The sequence below is a fragment of the Candidatus Zixiibacteriota bacterium genome (assembly GCA_035380245.1).
Lineage (GTDB): Bacteria > Zixibacteria > MSB-5A5 > GN15 > FEB-12 > DAOSXA01.
On record DAOSXA010000004.1, the window covers coordinates 15,261 to 37,901 of the forward strand.

18 protein-coding genes and 1 tRNA gene are annotated in these 22,641 nt (G+C 53.8%); 8 read left to right on the forward strand and 11 right to left on the reverse strand.

The window, feature by feature from the left end; all coding sequences use genetic code 11:
• Positions 1 to 44: 44 nt before the first annotated feature.
• The 7 genes from PLF13_13465 (at position 45) to PLF13_13495 (ending at position 6,834) form a co-directional block, all read left to right on the forward strand.
• Positions 45 to 126, forward strand: a tRNA-Leu gene (locus PLF13_13465).
• A gap of 110 nt (positions 127 to 236) precedes the next feature.
• On the forward strand, positions 237 to 1,505 hold the full coding sequence (gene tig, locus PLF13_13470; GenBank protein HOP08284.1) for a trigger factor: 1,269 nt from the start codon (positions 237 to 239) through the stop codon (positions 1,503 to 1,505).
• A gap of 52 nt (positions 1,506 to 1,557) precedes the next feature.
• Positions 1,558 to 2,172 (forward strand): ATP-dependent Clp endopeptidase proteolytic subunit ClpP, encoded by a 615-nt coding sequence (gene clpP / locus PLF13_13475; GenBank protein ID HOP08285.1) that lies wholly within the window; start codon positions 1,558 to 1,560, stop codon positions 2,170 to 2,172.
• Between the two features lie 52 nt (positions 2,173 to 2,224).
• Positions 2,225 to 3,502 carry an ATP-dependent Clp protease ATP-binding subunit ClpX gene (gene clpX / locus PLF13_13480; GenBank protein ID HOP08286.1) on the forward strand — a complete coding sequence of 426 codons (1,278 nt, stop codon included), beginning with the start codon at positions 2,225 to 2,227 and terminating at the stop codon, positions 3,500 to 3,502.
• Positions 3,503 to 3,638: 136 nt separating this feature from the next.
• Entirely contained in the window at positions 3,639 to 4,964 is a 1,326-nt protein-coding gene (locus PLF13_13485) for an LptF/LptG family permease (protein HOP08287.1), read from the forward strand.
• 5 nt (positions 4,965 to 4,969) lie between these two features.
• Positions 4,970 to 6,052, forward strand: a complete 1,083-nt coding sequence (locus PLF13_13490; GenBank protein ID HOP08288.1) for an LptF/LptG family permease — start codon at positions 4,970 to 4,972, stop codon at positions 6,050 to 6,052.
• A 2-nt stretch (positions 6,053 to 6,054) separates the two neighbouring features.
• Positions 6,055 to 6,834 carry a class I SAM-dependent methyltransferase gene (locus tag PLF13_13495; GenBank protein ID HOP08289.1) on the forward strand — a complete coding sequence of 260 codons (780 nt, stop codon included), beginning with the start codon at positions 6,055 to 6,057 and terminating at the stop codon, positions 6,832 to 6,834.
• An 84-nt stretch (positions 6,835 to 6,918) separates the two neighbouring features.
• Here the strand turns inward: PLF13_13495 and ahcY are convergent, their stop codons facing one another.
• From ahcY to ispG, 11 genes are all read right to left on the reverse strand, one after another.
• A complete protein-coding gene (gene ahcY, locus PLF13_13500) occupies positions 6,919 to 8,172 on the reverse strand; it encodes an adenosylhomocysteinase (protein HOP08290.1) in 1,254 nt (417 codons plus the stop codon).
• An 8-nt stretch (positions 8,173 to 8,180) separates the two neighbouring features.
• Positions 8,181 to 9,344, reverse strand: coding sequence for a methionine adenosyltransferase (gene metK, locus PLF13_13505; GenBank protein ID HOP08291.1), 1,164 nt, complete (start codon positions 9,342 to 9,344; stop codon positions 8,181 to 8,183).
• A 59-nt stretch (positions 9,345 to 9,403) separates the two neighbouring features.
• Complete coding sequence (locus PLF13_13510; protein ID HOP08292.1) at positions 9,404 to 10,378, reverse strand: sugar phosphate nucleotidyltransferase; 975 nt, start codon at positions 10,376 to 10,378, stop codon at positions 9,404 to 9,406.
• A gap of 83 nt (positions 10,379 to 10,461) precedes the next feature.
• Complete coding sequence (locus PLF13_13515; protein ID HOP08293.1) at positions 10,462 to 11,457, reverse strand: hypothetical protein; 996 nt, start codon at positions 11,455 to 11,457, stop codon at positions 10,462 to 10,464.
• A 93-nt stretch (positions 11,458 to 11,550) separates the two neighbouring features.
• Complete coding sequence (locus PLF13_13520) at positions 11,551 to 12,186, reverse strand: hypothetical protein (GenBank protein ID HOP08294.1); 636 nt, start codon at positions 12,184 to 12,186, stop codon at positions 11,551 to 11,553.
• Positions 12,183 to 13,019 carry a hypothetical protein gene (locus PLF13_13525; GenBank protein HOP08295.1) on the reverse strand — a complete coding sequence of 279 codons (837 nt, stop codon included), beginning with the start codon at positions 13,017 to 13,019 and terminating at the stop codon, positions 12,183 to 12,185. The genes PLF13_13520 and PLF13_13525 overlap by 4 nt, the downstream gene beginning before the upstream one ends.
• Positions 13,020 to 13,023: 4 nt before the next feature.
• Complete coding sequence (locus PLF13_13530) at positions 13,024 to 13,701, reverse strand: hypothetical protein (GenBank protein HOP08296.1); 678 nt, start codon at positions 13,699 to 13,701, stop codon at positions 13,024 to 13,026.
• 12 nt (positions 13,702 to 13,713) lie between these two features.
• A complete protein-coding gene (locus tag PLF13_13535; protein HOP08297.1) occupies positions 13,714 to 14,601 on the reverse strand; it encodes a hypothetical protein in 888 nt (295 codons plus the stop codon).
• 329 nt (positions 14,602 to 14,930) lie between these two features.
• Positions 14,931 to 19,265, reverse strand: a complete 4,335-nt coding sequence (locus PLF13_13540; GenBank protein ID HOP08298.1) for a PKD domain-containing protein — start codon at positions 19,263 to 19,265, stop codon at positions 14,931 to 14,933.
• A gap of 525 nt (positions 19,266 to 19,790) precedes the next feature.
• Positions 19,791 to 20,795, reverse strand: coding sequence for an omptin family outer membrane protease (locus PLF13_13545; GenBank protein HOP08299.1), 1,005 nt, complete (start codon positions 20,793 to 20,795; stop codon positions 19,791 to 19,793).
• A 176-nt stretch (positions 20,796 to 20,971) separates the two neighbouring features.
• Positions 20,972 to 22,060 (reverse strand): flavodoxin-dependent (E)-4-hydroxy-3-methylbut-2-enyl-diphosphate synthase, encoded by a 1,089-nt coding sequence (gene ispG / locus PLF13_13550; protein HOP08300.1) that lies wholly within the window; start codon positions 22,058 to 22,060, stop codon positions 20,972 to 20,974.
• Between the two features lie 87 nt (positions 22,061 to 22,147).
• Here ispG and PLF13_13555 point away from each other — a divergent pair, with 87 nt between their 5' ends.
• The gene (locus PLF13_13555) at positions 22,148 to 22,534 is read left to right on the forward strand and encodes a hypothetical protein (GenBank protein HOP08301.1); all 387 of its coding nucleotides are present in this window, start codon (positions 22,148 to 22,150) and stop codon (positions 22,532 to 22,534) included.
• Positions 22,535 to 22,641 lie beyond the last annotated feature (107 nt).

Here is a 22,641-nt window from a genome sequence, read left to right on the forward strand (position 1 = left end):
TTGACTTGAAACCACCCAGGCGCTATATTCGGCCCGCAAAACAAGCGAAAGTGGTGGAATTGGTAGACACGCTGGATTTAGGATCCAGTTCCGCAAGGAATGGGGGTTCGAGTCCCCCCTTTCGCAATAAATATCGACCCGGGCACAGAACTATTCCTGACCCGGTTGTATTGCTTGATAAGAACAAGACGGTGCGGCCGATTGAGCCGCGACACAAGACATAACTGGAGTATGAAGTGAAATCCGAAGTCAAGGAAACTGAAGGCCTCCTCCGCGAGGTGACCGTTCAGATCCCGGTCGAAGCCGTAAACAGCGAGATGGAGAAGCAGTTTGCCCAACTTCGCAAGGAAGTCACCCTTAAGGGATTCCGCAAGGGCAAGGCCCCGATGGACCGGATCAAGGGGATGTACGAACAACAGGTCAAGGCCGAAGTAGTCGAGGAATTGATCCGCAAGACCTATCCCGATGCCGTGCGGGAGCATCAACTTCGGGTTGCCTCACACCCCACCGTAACCGAGGCCGATTTCGATGACTCCGGGGCATTCATATACACCGCCCAGGTAGAAGTGTTTCCGGAAATCGGCAACATCGTCTACAACGATCTCAAGGTGAAGCTGCCGAAAATCGAGGTCAAAGACGAGGATGTAGACGAGTTCGTCGATGCCATGCGCAAGGGCGCCGCGGAACTGCGTGTAGTCAATCGCGAAGTACAGGAAAGCGATGTGGTCGTCGCCGACCTGAAAAAACTCCTCGATCCGCAGTTGATTCTCGACTCGGACCTTTATGAGGACGAAGAGATCGACCTCGAGAACGCCGCCACCGTGAACGAATTCCGCGACAACCTCCAGGGCATGAAGTCCGGTGAAAGCAAGGATATCGAGGTGGTCTATCCCGAGGACTACCCGGACGAGAAATTCGCAGGCGCTTCCATCAAATACAACGTCACGGTAAAAAATGTCAAAGAGCGGATTCTTCCGGAGATCAACGATGATTTCGCCAAAATGACCGGTCAGGCGGAAACCGTGCTGGAACTTCGGATAAAAATCCGTGAGGAATTGAAAAACCGTATCGACAAGAACCATGATCGCAACAAGCGCGGCCAGCTAATTGAGCAGATGTGCACCCAGAACGAGATTCCGGTTCCGGGCGGCCTGGTCGAAAGTTATCTCGATAAGGTGGTTGAGGATTTCAAACGCCGGTACAGTGAAATCGACGAAACCAAACTGCGCGACAACTACCGATCGGTCGGAGAACGCACAATTCGCTGGAACATGATCCTGCAAAAGCTTGCCCAGCAAGAAAATATTGAAGTTTTGCCCTCTGATGTCGAAAATCGGATTAAGATGTTTGCCGACAACTACCAGATGAGCGTCGAAGAAGCCAAGCAGGCTCTGGCGAACGCCGGTACAATCGACGACATCAAGGACTCCATTACGGAGGAAAAAGTTCTCGATTTCCTGGTCGGAAAAGCAACGGTGGAACACACCGAGCCGAATAAGGGCTGAGAGAACAACCGAACCGGATAACAAGGATTCGTTAGATATCGAGTGAGGTTTTATGGACGACAAGCTTTTGAATAACTACCTGGTGCCAATGGTGGTCGAACAGACCGGCCGGGGCGAGCGGGCTTACGACATATTCTCGCGACTGCTCAAGGACCGGATCATCTTCATCGGTTCACCGATCGATGATCAAGTGGCCAACCTGGTGATCGCCCAGATGCTCTTCCTCGAAGCGGAAGACCCCGAGAAAGATATTTTCGTGTATATCAACTCACCGGGTGGTTCGGTAACGGCCGGCATGGCGATTTACGACACGATGCAGTTCATCAAGCCGGATGTCACCACCACTTGTATGGGTATCGCCGCCTCCATGGGCGCTTTCCTGCTCACGGCAGGAACCAAAGGAAAACGGGCCGCCCTGCCGAACAGCCGCGTGATGATTCACCAGCCGCTGGCCGGCACTCAGGGACAGGTTTCCGATATCGTCATTATGACCGAGGAGTTCAGCCGAACCAAGAAGCGCCTGAACGACCTCCTCGTCCACCACACCGGACAACCGTTGGAACGAATTGAAAAAGACACCGACCGGAACTTCTTCATGTCACCGGAAGAGGCTAAGGAATACGGCATCATTGATAAGGTGTACGAGTTCCAGCGCCAGGAAAAATAGTCGGAGTAATAATGGCTCCCGTCACGACGGCGGGAGTCGGGAATAGGATCTCATGCCCCGAGACACCGATCAATCCAGGGTGCCGCGCCGTTGTTCATTCTGCGGCAAACCGGCCGGACAGGTACGCCGGCTCTTTTCCGGTTATGAGTCGTTTATCTGTGACGAGTGCGTTGAACTGTGCAGTGATCTGCTCCACAACGCTCCCGAATCAGCTACCCCCGAGACAATCGGGGTACCGCCGACTCCGGCTGAAATCAAGAATTTCCTCGACCAGTATGTAATAGGTCAGGAACATGCCAAACGAACTGTCGCGGTAGCCGTTTATAACCACTACAAACGGATCAACTCCCAGTTCGAGGCGAAACTTGCCGGTCATAAGGCCGATGCCGACGATGTCGAACTCGAGAAATCCAACATTCTTATGCTCGGACCGACCGGAACCGGTAAAACCCTGATCGCCCGCACCCTGGCCAAATTCCTCAAGGTACCGTTCACCATTGCCGACGCCACGGTGCTCACCGAGGCAGGTTATGTCGGCGAGGATGTCGAAAACATCCTGGTGCGCCTTTTCCAGGCGGCTAATTTCAGCCAGCAAAAAACCGAACGCGGCATTATCTACATCGACGAACTGGACAAAATCGCCCGCAAGGACGGCAATCCCTCGATTACCCGCGATGTCTCCGGCGAAGGCGTTCAACAGGGTCTGCTCAAAATCCTCGAAGGCACCGTCGCCAATATCCCTCCCAAAGGGGGACGCAAACATCCGGAACAGGCGTTCGTGCAGATCAACACCAGCAATATCCTGTTCATCTGCGGCGGAGCTTTCGATGGTCTCGATAAAATTATCGCTCGTCGCATGGGGCGCAATGTGGTCGGGTTCGAGGCCGAGAAGACCTATATCAACGACAGCTCCCCGGATATTTACGACCATGTCCTGCCGGTCGATCTGATCAACTTCGGTCTGATCCCGGAATTGGTCGGGCGTATCCCGGTCTCAGCCGCATTGAAACCGCTCTCGGAAGAAGCTCTCCTCAGCATTCTCACCGAGCCGAAAAACGCCCTTACCAAGCAGTATGCCAAGCTGCTCGAGATGGAAGGGATCAAGCTGAAATTCGATAAGGCCGCCCTGAAAGCAGCCGTCGAGATCGCTCAGGAGCGTAAAACCGGCGCTCGCGCTCTGCGTTCTATCTTCGAATCGGCCATGCTGGACATTATGTACGATGCGCCGTCGATGCCCGAGACAGCCGAGATTGTTATCACGGCCGCCACGATCAAAAACGGCAAAAAGCCCAAGATCATAACCCATTCTGAAAAGAAGAAGGCCGGTTGATTTTCAAGTCGACCACGGCTTAAAACGTCAAAGCCGTCCGCCTGAACCGGCGGGCGGCTTTTTTAATAAGCTCCCACGAACAGTTCGCAAGTTAACGTTGGCCCCGGGTTGTATAACTCATATATTGACGGGACTTATGAAGATTTTAACCAGGTACATACTCCGCGAACATATTGGGCCGTTCATATTCGCCTTCCTTACGATTACCTTCCTGCTGGTGATCGACCTGGTTCCTAAAATCGTCGACAACGTCATCGACAAAGACCTCGAATTGAGTGTGGTTCTTGAGTTGATCGCTCTCAACCTGGCCTGGATGCTGGCATTGTCGGTACCGATGTCGGTACTGGTGGCCACGTTGATGGCCTTCGGGCGTCTCGGTGGTGATTTCGAAATCACCGCCATCAAAGCTTCCGGCATCAACCTTCTGCGGGTGATCTTCCCCCTGATGATTGCCGCAGGCGTGATTATGGTCGGGATGATTCAGTTCAACGACCGCATCCTCCCGGACCTGAACAAACGGGCGCGTCTGCTGTGGGGAGATATTTCCGCGATGCGCCCCACCCTAGTTTTTCGTTCCGGAGCGTTTATCACCGACCTGCCCGGCTTCCTGGTATTGATCGATAAGATCGACCATACCACCTCACGAGTGGAGGGAGTCCATATAACCGAGACGAAAGACCGCGAAAAGCCGCGCATTATCACGGCCAAATACGGCTTTCTGGAAATGACCGAACACAACACCAACATGCGTTTTACCCTTTACAACGGCGAAATCCATTCGCTGGACCTCAAGGATCCGGCGAATTACCGCAGGGTTGATTTCCAGAATTACGTCATCAATGTTTCCGATGCCCGCGATGAACTGGTTCGTTCCGAAAGCGAACACCGTAACGACCGCGAGATGGGCATCGCCGACATGCAGGCCAAAGTCGATGCCGCCGCGGAATCAATGAATCCCTTTCGCGAGCAAATCAATTCATCCATAGCTGCCCGCGTCGATCTGATCCTGTCCGACACCCTCATCTATAACGGACCCGAGACCGATGACAGCACTCAGGCTTACCAGCACGTTCGCGATCAGGCGGCTCTGCTCTCTCGCCTGGTCGAACGTTCCGAAACACACATCCAGGGACAGGCCAAAACGGTCAGCAAATACGATCTGGAGATTTATAAAAAATACGCCCTGCCGGCGGCCTCGGTAGCCTTCATCCTGATCGGCGCCCCGCTCGGCATCATGGCTCGCAAGGGCGGCATGGGAGTGGCGATCGCCATCTCTATCGTCTTGTTCATTCTCTACTGGGCATTCCTCATCGGCGGCGAGGACCTGGCCGACCGGCGGCTGATGTCGCCGTTCTGGGCAATGTGGGCGGCGAATTTCCTGATGTCCGCTATTGGATTGTATCTGATATTCATAGTTGTCACCGAGCGCCCGTTGCTGTTGTTTAGCAACATAAAGAAATGACGCCGATGATAAAGAAACTCGACCGTTACCTCATAAAAGCTTTCCTGTCCTCACTGACTGTCGTGACTCTGGCGGTTGGCCTGACGATTATCGTCATTAATGCCGTCGAGGAATTGCAGGATTTCATCGACCACGATGTTCCGCTGCTTTCGATCCTGGAGTATTACTTCTACTTCGGCGGCTGGGTGATCAAATCGTTCATGCCGATGTTCGTGCTCCTGGCGACTCTTTTCTCGATATCGATTCTCGCCCGACGTAACGAGATTCTCGCCATGAAAGCCTGCGGACGGTCATTGTATCGCCTGACAGCGCCGATTCTGTTGATGTCGATACTTATCGCCGCCGGCCATTTTTATTACAACGAATACGTTTTCCCTCCCGCCAATCAACGACGAGTCGAAATTAAGGAATTCGTGATCGAGAAACGCTCGCGACAGGCGATCAACCGCGTAAGTAACATCTACCGGCAAATCTCCAAGGGATATTTCTACACCATCGCGGTCTTTAACGTCGATCGCGGCGAGGGATCCGATATAAGAATCTACAAAGCTGAAGGCGGTCGCATTAGCGAGATCACCACTGCCCCCAAAATCGAGTATGTTGATCACCGCTGGATAGCAACCGATGCCGTCGTACGCACTTTCGACCCGAAACGAGGCGAATCGTACCACGAACAGGCGGTTTTAATCCTCGATGATATCAAGGAAAAACCGACTGATTTCAGCAAGCGGATCGGTAAACCGGAAGACATGGGTTACGACGAACTCAAGGACTATATCGAACTGATGAAACGAACCGGCGGCCCCTACGCTCGCGAGGCGGTCGATCTGAAGGTAAAAATCTCTTATCCGATCTCGTCCTGCATCGTCGTTTTACTTTCGATCCCGTTCGCCTCTAATCCGCGGCGCGGCGGGATTGCCGTCTCGATAGCCGTGGGCGCCGGCATTTCTCTGGCGTATTTCGTACTGTTCCGTACTCTTCAGTCGGCCGGATATAGTGAGAAAATACCTCAGGAGCTGGCTGTCTGGGGTGTCAACGGTCTCTTTTTTATCATTGGCCTGACTTCATTGATTGCAGCAAGGAAATAGCATTGCCTGACCATAACCACGAAAAAAACCGCAAAGCCTGGAACGAGATAGTCCGAATCCATTACGACCATCCCGACTATTGCCTCGATGAATTCCTCCGAGGCTGGTCCAGCCTTAAACCAATCGAACTGGATGCGCTGGGGGACGTCAACAACAAGACCCTCCTTCATTTAATGTGTCAGTTCGGAATGGACAGCCTTTGTTGGGCGCGCAGAGGTGCAAAAGTCACCGGAGTCGATATCTCGGACGATTCCATTGAGCTGGCCCGCAAACTGGCCGCCAAAACACACCTTAAAGCCGAATTTATCCGATCGGACGTGCTCGACCTGATCGGCAAAATCGACTCCCGATTCGATATCGTTTTTATGTCGCACGGTGTCCTCACCTGGCTGTCCGACATGAACAAACTTGCCAGGGTCGTAGCGCACTACCTGAAACCGGGCGGGATATTTTTTGTGGTCGACGGTCACCCTATCACCGCCCTTTATGAAACCGAGGATGTCGGTTATCTCGATAAGAAACCGGTGACTTATTCCGGCGAAACCGATTATTGTGACCGCGACTATGTAATTCAGTCCGATCTGGTGGAATTCCAGCATCCGATAGGTGAGATCGTGAACAGCTTCATCGGAGCCGGACTGCGAATTGTCGAGCTTAACGAGTATGATAAGGGCTATTATGCCGTTCGAGCCGACTGGATCAAGCGGGACAGCTATTGGTATCCGCCGGACGGCCCGCCCCGCTATCCCCTGTTGTTCTCACTCAAGGCGGTGAAACCCTGAGACATATCGAGTTAATCAATAATAGCCATAAAAATAGGGTGGTGCCGCAGCATCACCCTATCGTTTTTCCATCTTAAACTAGGCTCAAGTCCCCATTTCCCAGGAGGCGAGGTACTTGCGCTGTTCCGGGGTGAGGCGGTCGATGGAAATGCCCATCGACTTGAGCTTGAGCGCTGCTATCTGATTGTCAATTTTCTCCGGCACCGTGTACACCCGTCGTTCGAGTTTTTTGTGATTCTTCACCACGTACTCGGCCGCAAGCGCCTGGTTGGCGAACGACATATCCATCACCATGGCCGGATGGCCCTCGGCGGCAGTCAGATTGATCAAACGGCCTTCGCCCAAAACGAAAATCCGCTTGCCGTTCAGTACGTATTCCTCGACGTTCGGACGCACCACGCGCCGCTTCTTGCAGGCTTTGTTGAGCGAGGTCAGATCCAGTTCGACATTGAAATGACCGCTGTTGGCTACAATGGCGCCGTCCTTCATCCGCCTGAAATGTTCCATGCGAATGACATTGATATCACCGGTCAGGGTAACGAACAGGTCGCCGACCGCCACCGCCCGCGACATCGGCATCACCCGAAAACCGTCCATCGCCGCTTCGATCCCGCGTACCGGGTCAACTTCGGTAACGATTACCTCCGCACCCATTCCCTTGGCCTTAAGCGCAACGCCGCGACCGCACCAGCCGTAACCGGCCACGACCACGACCGACCCGGCCAGGAGCATGTTGGTGGCGCGAAGAATCCCGTCGATAGTGGATTGCCCGGTGCCGTAACGGTTGTCGAAGAAATGCTTGGTTTTGGAATCGTTGACGGCGATCACCGGGAACAGCAGTGAGTCGGATTTTGCCATTGCCCGCAGGCGGATTACCCCGGTCGTGGTCTCCTCCGTCCCGGCCAGCACGCCCGCCGCTAACTCCTTGCGATCAGTGTGCAAGGTCGACACCAGATCGGCGCCGTCATCCATAGTGATATGCGGCTTGAAATCCAGGGCCTGATGAATGTGCTTGTAATAGGTCTTGTTGTTCTCGCCCCGTACGGCGAAAACCGGAATGCCGTATTCCTTCACCAGCGCCGCCGCGGTATCGTCCTGTGTCGAGAGCGGATTCGAAGCGCAGAGGGCGGCGTTGGCGCCGCCGGCTTTGAGTGTCCGCATCAGGTTGGCGGTTTCGGTAGTGACGTGCAGACAACAGGCCAGATTGATCCCTTTGAGTGGCTTCTCTTTTTTGAAGCGCTCCCGGATCAGCCTCAACACCGGCATGTTCCGTTCAGCCCATTCGATTTTGTCTTTTCCCTTAGCCGCCAGTTTGATATCGGCGACATCACGTTTAATGGCCATGGTCAAGCATCCTTTGCCAGTCTGGCTGCCTTGTCGGTTTTTTCCCAGGTAAATTCCGGCTCGTGACGGCCGAAATGCCCATAGGCCGATGTCGCCGCATAAATCGGCCGCAGCAGCTTGAGCGATTTGATGATCCCGCGCGGGGTCAGGTCGAAATGTTTGTGAACCAGTTCGGCGATCCGTTCATCCGGTATTTTACCGGTGTCATAGGTGAAAACCGTCAACGACACCGGCTCGGCGACACCGATAGCATAAGCCAGTTGTACCGTACATTTATCCGCCAGTTTCGCCGCGACGATATTCTTGGCAATATAACGCGCCATATAAGCCGCGGAACGATCCACCTTCGAGGGGTCCTTACCGGAGAAAGCACCACCGCCGTGGGTTGCCATACCGCCGTAAGTGTCCACGATAATTTTGCGTCCGGTCATGCCGGTATCCGATTGCGGTCCGCCGATCACGAACTTTCCGGTCGGATTGATCAGAATTCGGGTCTTGCGGTCCATGAGTCGAGCCGGAATCATCGGTTTGATTATCTTTTCGATAATGGCCTGAACCGCATCTTTGGAGATCTTTTTACCCGTTCGATCCAGAATATCACTGGAATGTTGAGTAGAAATAACCACACATTCCACCCGATGCGGCTTCCCCGCCCGATACTCGATCGTCACCTGCGACTTACCGTCGGGTCCGAGGAACGGCAGGATATGCCGTTTGCGCACCTGAGCGAGACGACGCGTCAACTTGTGCGCCAGCATGATCGGCATCGGCATCAACTCTTTCGTCTCCCGGCAGGCATAGCCGGTCATGAGACCCTGATCACCCGCGCCGCCGGTGTCGACACCCTGTGCGATGTCGGGCGATTGTGCCCCGATGGCATTGAGAATGGCACAGGAATCATAAGAGAAACCGTGCGAGGAATCGACATAGCCGATTTCCCTGACCACCCTTCGCACCAGTTCGTGAATATCGACATAGGCGGTGGTGGTGATTTCGCCGCCGACAATCACCAATCCCATGGTTACGAACGTTTCACAGGCCACTCGGCCGAAGCGGTCCTGGCGAAGAACTTCATCGAGCACCTCATCCGAGATACGGTCACTCAGTTTATCCGGATGTCCCTCGGTTACCGATTCCGATGTAAACAGGAAATCTTTTGCGATCATTTCATGATCTCCTTAAGAAAACCACCGATGAGGGGAAAAGATGGCTGGACGGACGGAGACTAATCGTAGTCGACCTCCGAAGAATCACCCACATTGAGCACCTGTGAAGTCCCTTTCACGGTGGTATTCATCCCGACCAGGGAACGTTCGATCACGGCATTGTCGATACTGGCTCCGGTCGAGATAATTGAATTCTTGATAATACAGCGGTGCACCTCGGCGCCGTCGGCAATCGACACGTACGGTCCAATCACCGATTCGGACACTTTCGCCCCCGGAGCGATGTACACCGGCGGAACGATTGTCACTCCTTCAGGGGGAGAAGTCGGAGGCAGTTTCATCAGAAAATGACGATTAGTCGCCAACACCGCTTCTTTTTTACCGCAGTCGTACCACTGCTTCACTTCAAAAGCCCGGAAACGAGCACCGTTGTCGATCATCGTTTCGAGGGCATCGGTGAGCTGTATCTCTCCCCGGGTTCGGCGACCGGATACGACCAGGTCGTTAAGAGCCTGTTTAAGCTCGGAGGAATCATAGAAATAATAAAGACCGATCAAAGCCAGATTGGTCCTGGGTTCGGCTGGTTTCTCCTGCAGGCTTACGACCATGCCGTCCTTGACTTCGGCCACTCCGAATCGTTGGGGATCATCGACCTGTCGCACTCCCAGGATATTCTCTTTATGTCTGATCAGTTCCTTCAGGTCGCATTCGACAATCGTATCCCCAAGAATAACGAGCACCGGGCCGTCGCCGACATGGAGTAATCCCTGCTGTACGGCATAACCAAGTCCGAGAAGGCGATCCTGCCAGACAAAAGTCGCCTTGAAGTCGTAATTTTCCTCGACGAACTGCCGAATCTGACTCCCCTTATGGCCAATAACGAAAATAACTTCTTCGGGATTTAAGGCCAGAAGCGGGTCCAGCACATAGGACAAAATAGTCTTCTCCGCAACGCGAAGAAGCGGCTTCGGCTTTGACAATGTGTGCGGCCGCAGGCGTGTCCCGACACCGGCCACCGGAATTATAACTTTCACGATATACCCTTCCGCTTAGCTCGCCCCATTTTAGATGATCGCCTGCGGCGTATCAAGGTTTATTTGACTTTTTACGAGATATGCTACAAACCCATCCAAAGAGTATCGGATTTTCCGTTGGGCGCCGCGATCAGACCGACTACCCCCGGCTCATTCGGCCTCATGGCTCGTCCCCAGGCAACCGTAATCGGAAATCCGGTTCCCATGCCCGGTCTCTCCTGCAATCCCACCGGTGTCGGCATATCGCTCTCAACGGCGCTGTTGCAAAGAGCGGTCATCTCACCGATATCGAGCGTTGAATCTTTTGCTATAACAAAGAACTCAAAACGAGTCCAGATCGAATCAAGAGGATAAATCGCCGTTGCCTGTAATTCCACCGGTATTCTCGAAAATTCACCGATCGGTGAGGCTTCGTAGGCCGGATAATAACCCATCCAGGCCAACAGCGCCTGGTTCACCGGCTCCAGCGACTGCAAACGCACTGTCGAAGGCTCCTTGTCGAGGAGTGCTTTCAGATATTTGTCGGTCAGGTATTCCCGGCCGAACCGCTGCTGTAGTTCGTTACCGAACAGGAAATAACGCACGACGCGGCAGGCTTCATCGAGATCCTCGAAATCCCGCACCACCTGATCAATCGCCGCCATTGCTGCCATCCCTTCGCTCCAGGTATCGAACAATCGACTTATCTCACTCAACTTGTCGTCGTCCGGATCCGCAAAAGCAGCCAGACGGTAATATCCCGCCGCTTGCAGATAAAACTGAATACCCCGAGCGGAAAGCCGCTCCGCCTTGTCTTCGAACCGACGGCCGACCTGCCTTATCACCCGATGCCATTTTTCGTTCTCCAACAGATCCGGATGCACCATGTACAGATCAGCAAAGTTGTCCACGATCAGATCGTACATCACGAGTTGGCCGTCCTCGATCTTCTGCAGCAACTCAATCGCTCGGTCGGGGAATCCGTCCGGATTAGCCACCAGATCATAGGGCGGTTGGTCGATCTCAGATTTGGAATCGTTGGAACAACCGATAAAAACTGCCAGACAGGCAACCGCTAAAAATAAAAGAAAGGATCGCATATATATTCCTCGTTCGGATATTCCATCAAGTTGTCGACCTCAACCACGGCCGGTGAATCCATATAAGATAATACAAAGCAGTCGATTTGGGGATCAGAAAAGATATCGAAATGAGCCGACCCAGTCCTCAATCAGGAACTGCACCCGCCCGATCAGCAGCGAAACACGACCCATTACGGTATAGCCGAAATGAGCACCGAAAGAGATCATGATAAACCAGATGCCGACTTTTGCCGTCACCCCCAGGGCGCCGGTGTGCTCCTTGGAGAAATAGAAGTAGATCAGGGTGGAGATGACACCAACCACCACGATAATCGCCAGCATCGCCGCTCCGAATCCACCACCGCCGCCAAGAGGCATCATCGTTGCCCGCATCTGCGGCAAGACTAATCCATGAAGTTGCGAAGTCAGGAAGATTCCCGAAGTCACTCCCATCACGAACGCCAGCGAGGTCCTTGCAATCCAGGTATAGTTTTTGGTAAAGCGGGCAAACATCAGAAAACCCAAAATCCCCGGAATGATCAGGGTCCATTTGCCGCCGATCATCGGAACCCAAAGCTGTTGCACGATTACCGTATCCCAGATCAAACCGACATAATACCCGGCCGAAAGCCCGGCGAATATATGCTCGGCGATCTTGTAGAACGGATTATCCTTATACATGAAACTGAACAGAGCCAGCGTCACGAAGGCTATCACCCAGATTTCGAAAATCTCCCAGCCGTTCATGCGCCAATCCTCCGCTTGTGGCGTCCCGACAGGAAGAAACCCAGATTGCCCAGAATCACCAGACCGATAATCAACAGGTGCACCAGTGACTGTGCTCCCATACCGATCACGGCCGAGCCGCGCTTTTCGACCAACTGCTCGTATTCGGCCGCACCCTTCATTCCGCCCAGCAGTCCCACGAACTGCCCCGCTCCAACGAAGGCGTAGTATTTCGGCGCCGAAACAGCCGTCGTACCGCAGCCGATCGGCACCCCGTACTGGGCATTGACGATTGACACCCAATAGTCGGCGGTGGCGTTGTCGGCCACTTCCATAATGAACGAAATCTGCTCGTAGTTAACGATCGAATCCATCATCGGCAGTTCCGCCAGCAGTGTCCCGCTGTTGTCGGTCGGAAAGATCGACTCTATCGAGATCCCCATCCCGGATAACACCGCCACATAATTGGCCTTGTATCCGAGATTGACAAAATCTTCACCATAGATTTTGTCGTATTCCGGAGCGATTTCGCGGGTTACGGTCTCGGCCATCGACGGTCCCCCCAGGGGTATATTCGACAGCGTAATGACCTTGATATCTTTGCGCCAGAAATGATGCAGGGCTGCGCGGGTCATCGGTTCACATTCGGCGATAGTCGACGGATAATAATCGAACACACACATCACGGTGCAGGAATCCGGCAGTGCCTCGATAGCGTCAAAAAGCATCTGCGCTTCGGGCGTGGTGTTGATCGGGAAATCAGCCGGGAAGATAAACGGAATGATCACCGCCAGTCCCACCATCAGGTAGACCCAGCGCCGATCCATCTTCTCCATACGTTCCCAGAACGTCATGCGATCAGCCCTTCCCCATGTAAGTACGCTCGATGCCAAGGATGATGCGAAGCGACATTGAAGCCGCGCCCAGCGCCGCGCCGATAATGATACCGCGCTGCACCGCCAGGTTGGCGCCGTTCATGATGTAAGTATTCAGGAAGTTCGGGATATCCCCCGGGAAGAGATTCAGAAACGCTTCGCCCATGGGAACCCGCCAGAGCATAACCACCGTAGCGGTCAGCAGCAGGATAGTTGATTCCGCGGTACGCGCCCGGAAAGCACGATAAGCGGCCGAGGCGATATAAAAAGCCAGGGTGGCGAACATGGTCGCCATCATCGGGGAATCGAGATTGAGAAAGAGCCAGTCATAGATCGAACCGGAACCACGTCCGAACAGAGAAGCCCAGCTTTCGGGCGCCCACTTGGCCGGCCAAACGGCCGGAATCGCCATGGCAAAAATCGAGATCAGCGTCAGTACGCGGTAACCCCAGCCCTCACGACGCGATCGCACCGCCGACCAGTTGACCCGCGTGATCGAGACTACTCCCAACAGCAGAGTGAAACCGCCGACAATCGTCAGCCAGACAGTTAACTCCTGCGAGATGTCACCGATGAACGTCCCCTCACGGAAAAAAAACGAAATCACCAGCGCCAGACCGGCGATAAACGCTACTGCTACGGGAACGGTGGTCTTGAGCATAAATCAGTATCCCTAAACGACCTTAAACCAGCCGGTGAAGAAATCTCCGTATCCGAAAGTTACCAGAATCACCCCGATAATGATCATAATGGCGATCAGCATTTTGACAAAATCCTGTCCCTTAAGCCCGCCCAGCATGATCGGCTCCTTGGACAGATAAGCGGAGGCGGCGTAAAGCTCCTCCCCCATCAGGGTGTAGTCACAGGCGGCAATGAAAAACGGCAATTGCTCCGGACGAGCGGTCCCGGCAATCTGAATCGATCCGGCCGCATTGCCGGTCTCGGCCAGAAGCAGCGACTCGGCAAAAAACGCTCCCATGTAGATATTGGTAGCCGGTCGCTCACGCATCATATATCCGTTGACGTTGGCCGTGAAAGCGAACTGCTCACCCGCCACGTAACGAACCATATCCTTGTCGAAGGCGTCCTTTTTCCCCTGTTCGATATAGGCTTGCTCGACCACTTCCTGCCCTGCCGCCAACACCAGCGGATAACGCACCGGAACCATCAACGGCGTCTCGTACTGAGCCGTGATTCTGGCCACTCGTCCGAGAATGGAAATCCCGGCAATCGTCTCGATTTCATCAAGCTCGGAAATGCCCGGGATAAACAACACCGGTCGGCCCATTTCGGTCGCTCGACCGACTGCTTCCTCAACTGCCTCCAGTCCCGGGATTTTACGCAGGAACAGGGTTTTACCCTGCCGAGCCCAGCGGGTATAAAGAAGCACGGCGCTGGAGAATATCAACACCAGCACCATTGCGTTAATGCGATCGAATCGAAATACCGACGGAGCAGCCTGTTCCGCCTGCGCCCAAACGGAACTATAAGAAAAGACGATCAGCCCTGTGGACAGCAGTCGAAAGGCTGGTCGTTTGAGTTTGTCGATGCTCTTGATCACGCGGCAATATACTCTCTGAGGCCTCAAAGTCAACGTCTTTGGTAGGTCGAGGTCCGGCGTCCGGGGCATGTCAAGGTGCCGGTACGCCCGGCTGTCCACGAAACCCTTACTATGTTGCGGGCGACACAAGGCCGTCCGCTACGCGGAGATTGGGACGCGTTGTCGCGTAGCGGCGGGGCTTGTCTCCGACGTACCGGGATGAATCGATGCTCCCCCGGCAACAACCGTTCAAAGGACGGACCAACCTCTCAATCGTTTAGTCGCGAAAAAACCAAAGAAAAGGGCAGGTCCGAAGACCTGCCCTTTGGAGTATTCTCTGTTAAGAGAAGTTACTTCATCAGAATCATCTTCCGCGTCTGGTTGTCGTTACCGGCATTGATGCGGTAGAAGTAAACACCCGAAGTAACCAGGTTGCCGTTCTCATCGGCGCCGTTCCATTCAACCTCATGGGTGCCGGCGGAGAAGACGCCGTCAGCCAGGGTGATAACCTTCTGGCCCATGATGTTGAACACGCTCAGTTCGACCTGACCGGCAGTGGTCAGGGTGAAGCTGATCGACGTGGTCGGGTTGAACGGGTTCGGGTAGTTCTGAGCGAGCGTGAAGCCGCCCGGAATCGGAGCACCACTGGTCAGGCTGGACAGAGCCACCCGGGCGCCGCCGCCGATGTAGGTGATCTCTTCTTCAACGGACGTGCCGTTGACCTTAATCGTCAACTGGTCGTCGCTCTGCGGATAGGACTCGAAGTCGACGTCATAGCCGTAGACCGGAGTAAACTTCAGCAAACCGCCGGAGTAGACACCGGAACCGCAGAGGATACCGTCCTCGGTGAAGACCTCGATCTTCGAACCGTTGGCCAGTTCCGCGCCATCGAGCTTGATCCCCGCACCGTAGACGTTCATCCAGTCACGGGAAGCAGTGATTTCACGGTCGGCCGAGGCCAGCGAAGTGACATTGCTCTTCACGGGCATAGGAGCATCGTCATAATAGAGCATGTCGGCCGTTGAGGACTTGACCCAGTAACCGAAGGTCGGATACAGATCGGTCAGGGTATTATGAAGCGGGTCGCCCGGGACATAATCCATAGCGCCGCCGTCATAGCCGTATGTCACCAGCAGATTCTCCATGATCGAGGCGAAACCGTCTTCGACCGGCATGGAGTAATCGGGCCAGTAGCTGACCAGGTTCCAGCCGCTGTAGATCTGGATGTAGTCGTTGGGGCTGATTACGCCGCCACAGATTTCGAAAGTGATCGGGCAGCTCAGACGGAACCAATAGCCATGGTAGAAATCGACATCTTCGAGAGTCGAGAACTGCGGCAGGCTCGGATCATAAGTGAGACCGTCCTGATCGAAGCTCAGGATCACGTCGATGCATCCGGCGTAATCACTGATGAAGCTCTCGATGTCGCTACTGAAGGCCACATTCCAGGAAATCAGATTCCAACCCTCGGACAGTTCGTACGTAACGCAGCTTTCGGCCACGAAATCACAAACCTGGTAGACATCACCGTTCTCGGTCCAGGTGATCGTCGGGTCGGTGGCAACCACTACCTCGTTGACGGAGAAAGTGATCACGTCGCCTTCGACGGCGCCTTCATCCACATCGAGCGTATACATATCGTCGTGGTAAATGTTCATCATTCCGAACGAGCCGTCTTCTTTCACCACGGCCTTACCACACAGCACGCCGTCCGGATCGTAAGCCTTGATAATGTCGCCCGATACCATCGGCACGCCCTCGAGCATCGGCTCGTTGCAGTACGCGACGATCCAGGCATCGGTCGGCATCACGACCTCGTTATCGAGGACGTAAATGGTCATGTAATATGTGTTGGTGCGATTGCACACATCGGTAACGGTCAGGGTTACGGTGTATTCACCGTATGCCTCGAAGGTGTACAGCGGCTCGAAGTCGCTCGAAGTTCCACCGTCGCCGAAATCCCAGGCATAAGTGAGATCGCTGCCAGTCGAGGTATTCGTGAAGACCGGGCTGAACGGCATCATACCGGTGTCGGTGTCAACCAGGAATTCGGCCAACGGGGCCGGCGTATAGTCGATCACGAAGCTCTGAGTCTCAGAGACCTCATGACAACCGTTAGCGGCCGTAATGGTCGCGATATAGGTACCGGCAGTGTCCGGCGTGAAGCAGAGCTGGCCGTCGGTCCAGGTGAAACCGTCACTGACAGTCACGCTGGTGGCGTTTTCAACCGAAACACCGAGGCAAACTTCCTCAGCGGAGCACAGCGTGACGGAAACGGGATCGGTTACACCGATAATCGGTTCTGCCATGAGACTGATATTGAAGGCCACGTCGCAGGTGACATCGCCGCAGATATTGGTCGCCGTAACAGTAACCGTGGTTTCACCCGCAACTTCCGGAGTGAAGCACAACATGCCGCCGTCCCAGGCACCCACCGAAGTGGTAACTTCATCGGCGCCGGTGATCGTCAGCTCGATACAAACCTCGCCAAGCTCACAAAGCTCGACATTGACCGGCTCGGCCGGGCAATTGATCACAGCCATCGGGCATTCCTGAGCCGTGATGGTGAACTGACAGGTGTCGTTGCCGCAGTCGTTGCCGATGATCAACGTAATCGGATACTCGCCCGCAGTCGGAGCGGTATAGCAGAATTCATCGGTCTCTTTATTGAACCGGGCCGTGAGGCCGTCGGTTCCAACGATAACTTCACTATAGCTGTAGCCGAAGACGCTTTCGATCGTCACCGGCAGACAAACCTCATCTTCGCTGAGGTAGGTCGAGAAATTATCGAGGCACGTAACGACAGGGACATCGCCCATGGTAACCTCGACCGTGATACCATCACAGGAGGCATTGCCGCAGTCGGAACTGGCCGCAACGTTGAAAACGTATGTACCGGAAACTTCGGGAGTAAAGCACAGCGAGTTGTTCTCCCAGGTGCCGGCCACATCACCGGTCACCGTGACATCGGTCGCACCGGTAATTTCAAGCGGAATGCATGCCGTCACATCATCAGCACACAGAGCGACTGAGAACGGCTCGGTCGGGCAAACGATCTCGGGCGCGCCGCCCACGGACACTACGACCGTGAACTCACAGGTGGTCTGGCCGCAGTCGTTGTCGGCAGTCACCGTAACCGGGTAGCTACCGGCTTCAGCGGGCGTGAACGAGAAAACGCCATCAGCCCAGGCGCCCACGCTGGTTAACACCGAAGTGGCGCCCTCAATCGGAACACTAACATCGACCTGACCCAATTCACAGAGGAACACCTCAACCGTGCTTGGATCCGGGCAGGTTATGACCGGCGGTTCGGCAATCGTAACGTTGACCGTTATGATGCATCCATCGGAACCGCAGTCGCCGGTGGCCGTAACATCAAAGACGTATGAACCGCTCGTATCGGCCGCAAAACAAAGCTTATCGTCAGCCCAGGTAGCGCCGTCAACCGTCACATCGGAAGCATCGGTAATAACGAGATCGACACATACATCCTGCGCACCGCAAATGGTAACTTCAGCCGCTTCTTCGGGGCAAATGACCTGCGGCGTCGGGTTGACGGTGAACTTAACCGCAACCGACTGAGGTGAGTTGGGGGCATCGGCCAGCACATTGATGGCGGTGGTGTAGACACCCGCCATGAGACTGCCGGCACTAACCGTTACGTTGACGGTCCCCTCGGTGGTGCCGCTGGTCGGATCAACGGTCAACCAGTCAGCATTCTCGCTAACGGTGAAATCGAGCGGGCAGGCATCGGAACGGACGGTGAAGTAATTAGCCTCAGGGGTATCTCCCTCACAGGCTTCGAAGAACAGCGTATCGATGCTCATGACCAGGTTGGCCGCCGGAGCTGCATTCAGCGTAAAAGCATCCGCCAGGGTCAACGAGACTTCGCCGTACGAAACGTTCAGATCGTACAAACCGGCGGCGGAACCGCACGGGAAATTGAACAGAACACTCAACTGCGTGTCACTTGACGCAATAACCGAAGTAGCCGTAAACACGCCACCCAGGTTAACTACCGGGGTTTCAGAGAGAAAAGCCGTATTCTCACCGACGATCGTGAAAGTCTGACCCGTCAAACCCTCGGTTGAACTGTTCGGAGTGATACTGACCAGAGAAGCCTCAACCGGCTTGCTGTCGATGTAATAGCAGTGCGGACCGTCCCAGGTCGGGAAAACATCCGTTGAGACCGCGGCCCATTTCCAAATACCCGACGGCGGATACCAGGCCGAGTCCAAACAGACCGTCTTGCCTGCATCGGAAGCATTCAGAGGACCGATACCGATAGTGGCATAGACAACATCGGTTCCGGCCGGAACGCCCGAACCAAACATCTTGAAACCACCGATACCAACCGTATCGGCGCCGGCGCCGTCGGAATTATTCGTAAAGAAGACGCCGCCGTCAAAGTAGTTACGTCCGATCGCACCGGTCGTATCGACCGATACCGAATTCCAGGTGGCTCCATCCTCGGAATAAATGCGATATCCATTGGTGATACCGGCCAGGACATCGGAGCCGTTGGTGAATCTCAGGTAGAATGTGATATCGGTACCGGAAAGCAGAACTTCATCATCAACGGTACTGACACCATCGACCGATTCAAGTGAGATGCTCTGAGCGTTGACTAATCCAACACTACAGAAGAGCATCATGGCAAGAATGAAGAGAGTCCTAAACCTCATTCTCGTGACCTCCATAGTTACTAAGTGTTAATGATGTAATTTTTCTCGACACATATAAAACGGGATGGACATACCACATCCCGAGCAGTCTCACTGCCTGTTTATTCTTAGAATGAATCGTCGCTTTTTCAGTCGCCAAGGTCTAGCTTCCTCAATACAAAAAAACCAGGAACGCAACCTCTACCCGTACCAGACCGGCAATGTTAGACCAGAAAAAGCGTTTGGTTTATCCAACTCTTTTTCTAAACCAGTTTGTTAGACCATGAGAAGTAAGTTGTAGATACCCCCCCTTAGAAGGATATCAGTTCAACTATACACGCCGTCAATATACCCGTTTATGGCCTATTGTCAAGGCTTTAGAGCCATTTCAGATTTCCCTGTAGCCTCCGGAGAGCTTTTCCACTCACAAATTGCCGGGAACCCCTTTGATCCTGCATGTTAAGCAATTGAAAAACAACAAGAAAACTATAGGATGAATCCCTGTGCAGCCTTTCAGCAGATTTTGCGCCTTGGTTACAGCCTCCCTCAGAAATTCATTCCGATCCCCAATCCGATACGGTACGTAGTATTGTTAATTTCATGCGGGATATTGGAAATCTTCGTCCCCGCTTCTACCGTAACATCCTCACCGACAGCCTCATCGTAATAAGTCTCATCCTCGTACCAGGTCTGAACCTGCTTGCCGGTGGCATGAAGCCAGAGCAGTTCGGCCGACAGCTCTATATAAGGGGTTGACGGCCCCCTGGTTTTGAATTCGTATCGACCTGCCAATGAACCGATTACAGCGATACCTTCAGGGCTGCCCTCGGCCGTTTTTCCTCGGAGAACATGGTCGTCCAGATCGGAGGCAAACAAACGCGAAACCAGCACTTGCGGTTGTGCCTGCAGCATCGATGAGGGTTTATAAATCGCCCGCGCCCCGATAAACGGCATCTTGTAGGTAACCTCATAATGTCCGACTTTCCCGTCCGAGGCATAATTCACCCATTCACTCCCTTCCCACTGACGAAGGCTCAGACCGATAATATCCTGCTTGATCTTGACATACCTGAAACCCATCACAACCCCGATCAGTCCTTTTGGCGATTTGACCACCTTACGGCCGATCAATCCCTGCAACATTATGAAATCATGCTCGACATCGCTCTCGGAATAACTCCAGAGAACCTCTTCGTGGGTATACGGATTGGTTTCCCAGTCGGAATCCTTCATAGCATCACCGGGATCGGAGACATTGAGACTCGCTTCCGCCTCGACAAAATAAAATCCTTCGGATTCGAAGCGATTATTGATCCCGATCCGAAGCGTGGGATAAATCCCATCCAGCGGGAATTCGAGCTTACTCCGGCCGCGTACGATCACGGTATCATTGCCGTAAAGAGCGTAATAGGCGAAGTTGATTTCATAGTCGTGATATCCACTCTGCCAGGAAATTGAGGGGGTCAATTGAAAATCTATTGTAGCTTCGGCGGAAACCGATCCGGTCGCCATCAGAACCAGGAAAGCCAGAGATACGATCGTTTTTTTCATGAGAGCGGATCCCCAATCAATAATGCTGTTGTTTTTCGTTGATATATTTTAGAGCGACAACACGACAAAGTCAAATAACGTTTGTCCGGATCATCGCCTCGGATTCCACCCGCCGCTATGAGTTGCGACATCTTCTCCATGAGAGAGCGCGGATTGTTGATTGGTTTGAGACGAAGTTACCGTGGTATTTTTTCGCCGGTCATGGCCTCGATTTCGTCAAGGAGGGCCTTTTCCAGCTCATCTTCTTTTGTGTACGCAATAACCTCACCCTTCTTAATGAGGGTGCCTTTGCCGACTCCCCCCGCAATACCGACATCGGCCGCCCGGGCCTCACCGGGTCCGTTTACGGCACAACCCATCACGGCCACTTTCAAGGGGGTTTTGATATGACGTGTCTTGGCGGTAATCGATTCGGCCAGTGGAATCAAGTCGATTTGACAGCGTCCGCAGGTGGGACAGCTTATAACCTCTACCCCGTCGGGCTTCAGGTTGCAGGCAGCCAATATCTGTTTGCCGATGCGCGGCTCGTGAATCGGATCGGCCGTCAGTGAGACCCGAATGGTATCGCCGATACCGGTGAGCAGAAGCGCCCCGATCCCTACTGAAGATTTAATGGTCCCCGGTTCGAGAATGCCCGCTTCGGTAATGCCGAGATGCAGCGGGTAATCACATTTTTCGGCCAGAATATGATAAGCCCAAAACGCCACAGTCGGTGAGGTTGACTTGACCGAAATTATTATATCCCGGAAATCCATATCCTCCAGCACGGCGGCTTCGCGCAACGCCGCTTCGGCGAACGCCCGAGGATCGTCATGACCGTATTGCTTCAGCAGATCCTTGGGAAGCGACCCGGAATTGACGCCGATCCGGATCGGAACCTCGGCCTCCCCGGCCGCCCTGGTTACCTCGCGGACTTTCCATTCCTCACCGATATTGCCGGGATTGATTCTAATTTTGTCAAAACCGGCCTCGATTGCCGCCAGGGCCAGCTTATAATGAAAATGGATATCGGCCACGAGCGGACCGGTCGTTTGTTCGCGGATCGCCTTAAGACAACGCGCCGCTTCCTGGTTGAGTACCGACAGGCGAACGATCTCGGCTCCGGCCTCAAAAAGTTGTTTGATCTGTTTCACCGTCGCCGCGATATCTCGGGTGTCGGAGGTCGTCATGGACTGCACCGTCACCGGGAAACCACCGCCGATGATCAGATCACCGACCTTAACTGCGCGGCTCTCGCGCCGCTTAACGGGATAGTTTATTTCCATTTAGCTCTTTGTTCTCTTGACCGGAGTCACATGAAAAACGTAGTTTAGATAGTTTTACGCAGACAAGCAACCGGAAGATGGACGAATTTGATCTGGCTAAAAAAACTTTCAATTATAGTGATCCTGCTGATAGCTCTCGGGATCTATTTTGGTAATCGCCATCTTAATCGGCAACGATTCACCGATGCCGGTCAAAAAAACGCCCTGGTCACCGCTCAGGCCTGGGTCGCAACCGCCACCTATCGCAATAATCCGGAACGTTACACCGAGTTCCGCGATTCCCTGCTGACGGCATCCGGCATATCCGCCGAAGATCTTCGCGATTATCTGAACAAGTATCAGGAAGAACCGGAGAAATACTACTACTTCACCAGGATGGTTAAATACTACGTGGATTCACTGACCAGTCCCTTGCTGGAACAAAGCGATATCGACCTCGATTCGCTCGAAGCTGCCGAGTCTGAAAATCCCTGAACTCCGTCGGAAGGGCAGCCCCCTGGTAATTCCCCAACTTCCAACCGTCATGCAGGCGACACGAGGCCGCCCGCCACGCATGGAAAAAAGTCTAAGTCATAGAACGT

Coding starts and splice junctions, on each gene's coding strand:
- clpP (HOP08285.1), top strand. CDS start 1,558: ATGGACGACAAGCTTTTGAATAACTACCTGGTGCCAATGGTGGTCGAA.
- clpX (HOP08286.1), top strand. CDS start 2,225: ATGCCCCGAGACACCGATCAATCCAGGGTGCCGCGCCGTTGTTCATTC.
- PLF13_13485 (HOP08287.1), top strand. CDS start 3,639: ATGAAGATTTTAACCAGGTACATACTCCGCGAACATATTGGGCCGTTC.
- PLF13_13490 (HOP08288.1), top strand. CDS start 4,970: ATGATAAAGAAACTCGACCGTTACCTCATAAAAGCTTTCCTGTCCTCA.
- metK (HOP08291.1), bottom strand. CDS start 9,344: ATGATCGCAAAAGATTTCCTGTTTACATCGGAATCGGTAACCGAGGGA.
- PLF13_13515 (HOP08293.1), bottom strand. CDS start 11,457: ATGCGATCCTTTCTTTTATTTTTAGCGGTTGCCTGTCTGGCAGTTTTT.
- PLF13_13520 (HOP08294.1), bottom strand. CDS start 12,186: ATGAACGGCTGGGAGATTTTCGAAATCTGGGTGATAGCCTTCGTGACG.
- PLF13_13525 (HOP08295.1), bottom strand. CDS start 13,019: ATGACGTTCTGGGAACGTATGGAGAAGATGGATCGGCGCTGGGTCTAC.
- PLF13_13530 (HOP08296.1), bottom strand. CDS start 13,701: ATGCTCAAGACCACCGTTCCCGTAGCAGTAGCGTTTATCGCCGGTCTG.
- PLF13_13540 (HOP08298.1), bottom strand. CDS start 19,265: ATGAGGTTTAGGACTCTCTTCATTCTTGCCATGATGCTCTTCTGTAGT.
- PLF13_13545 (HOP08299.1), bottom strand. CDS start 20,795: ATGAAAAAAACGATCGTATCTCTGGCTTTCCTGGTTCTGATGGCGACC.
- ispG (HOP08300.1), bottom strand. CDS start 22,060: ATGGAAATAAACTATCCCGTTAAGCGGCGCGAGAGCCGCGCAGTTAAG.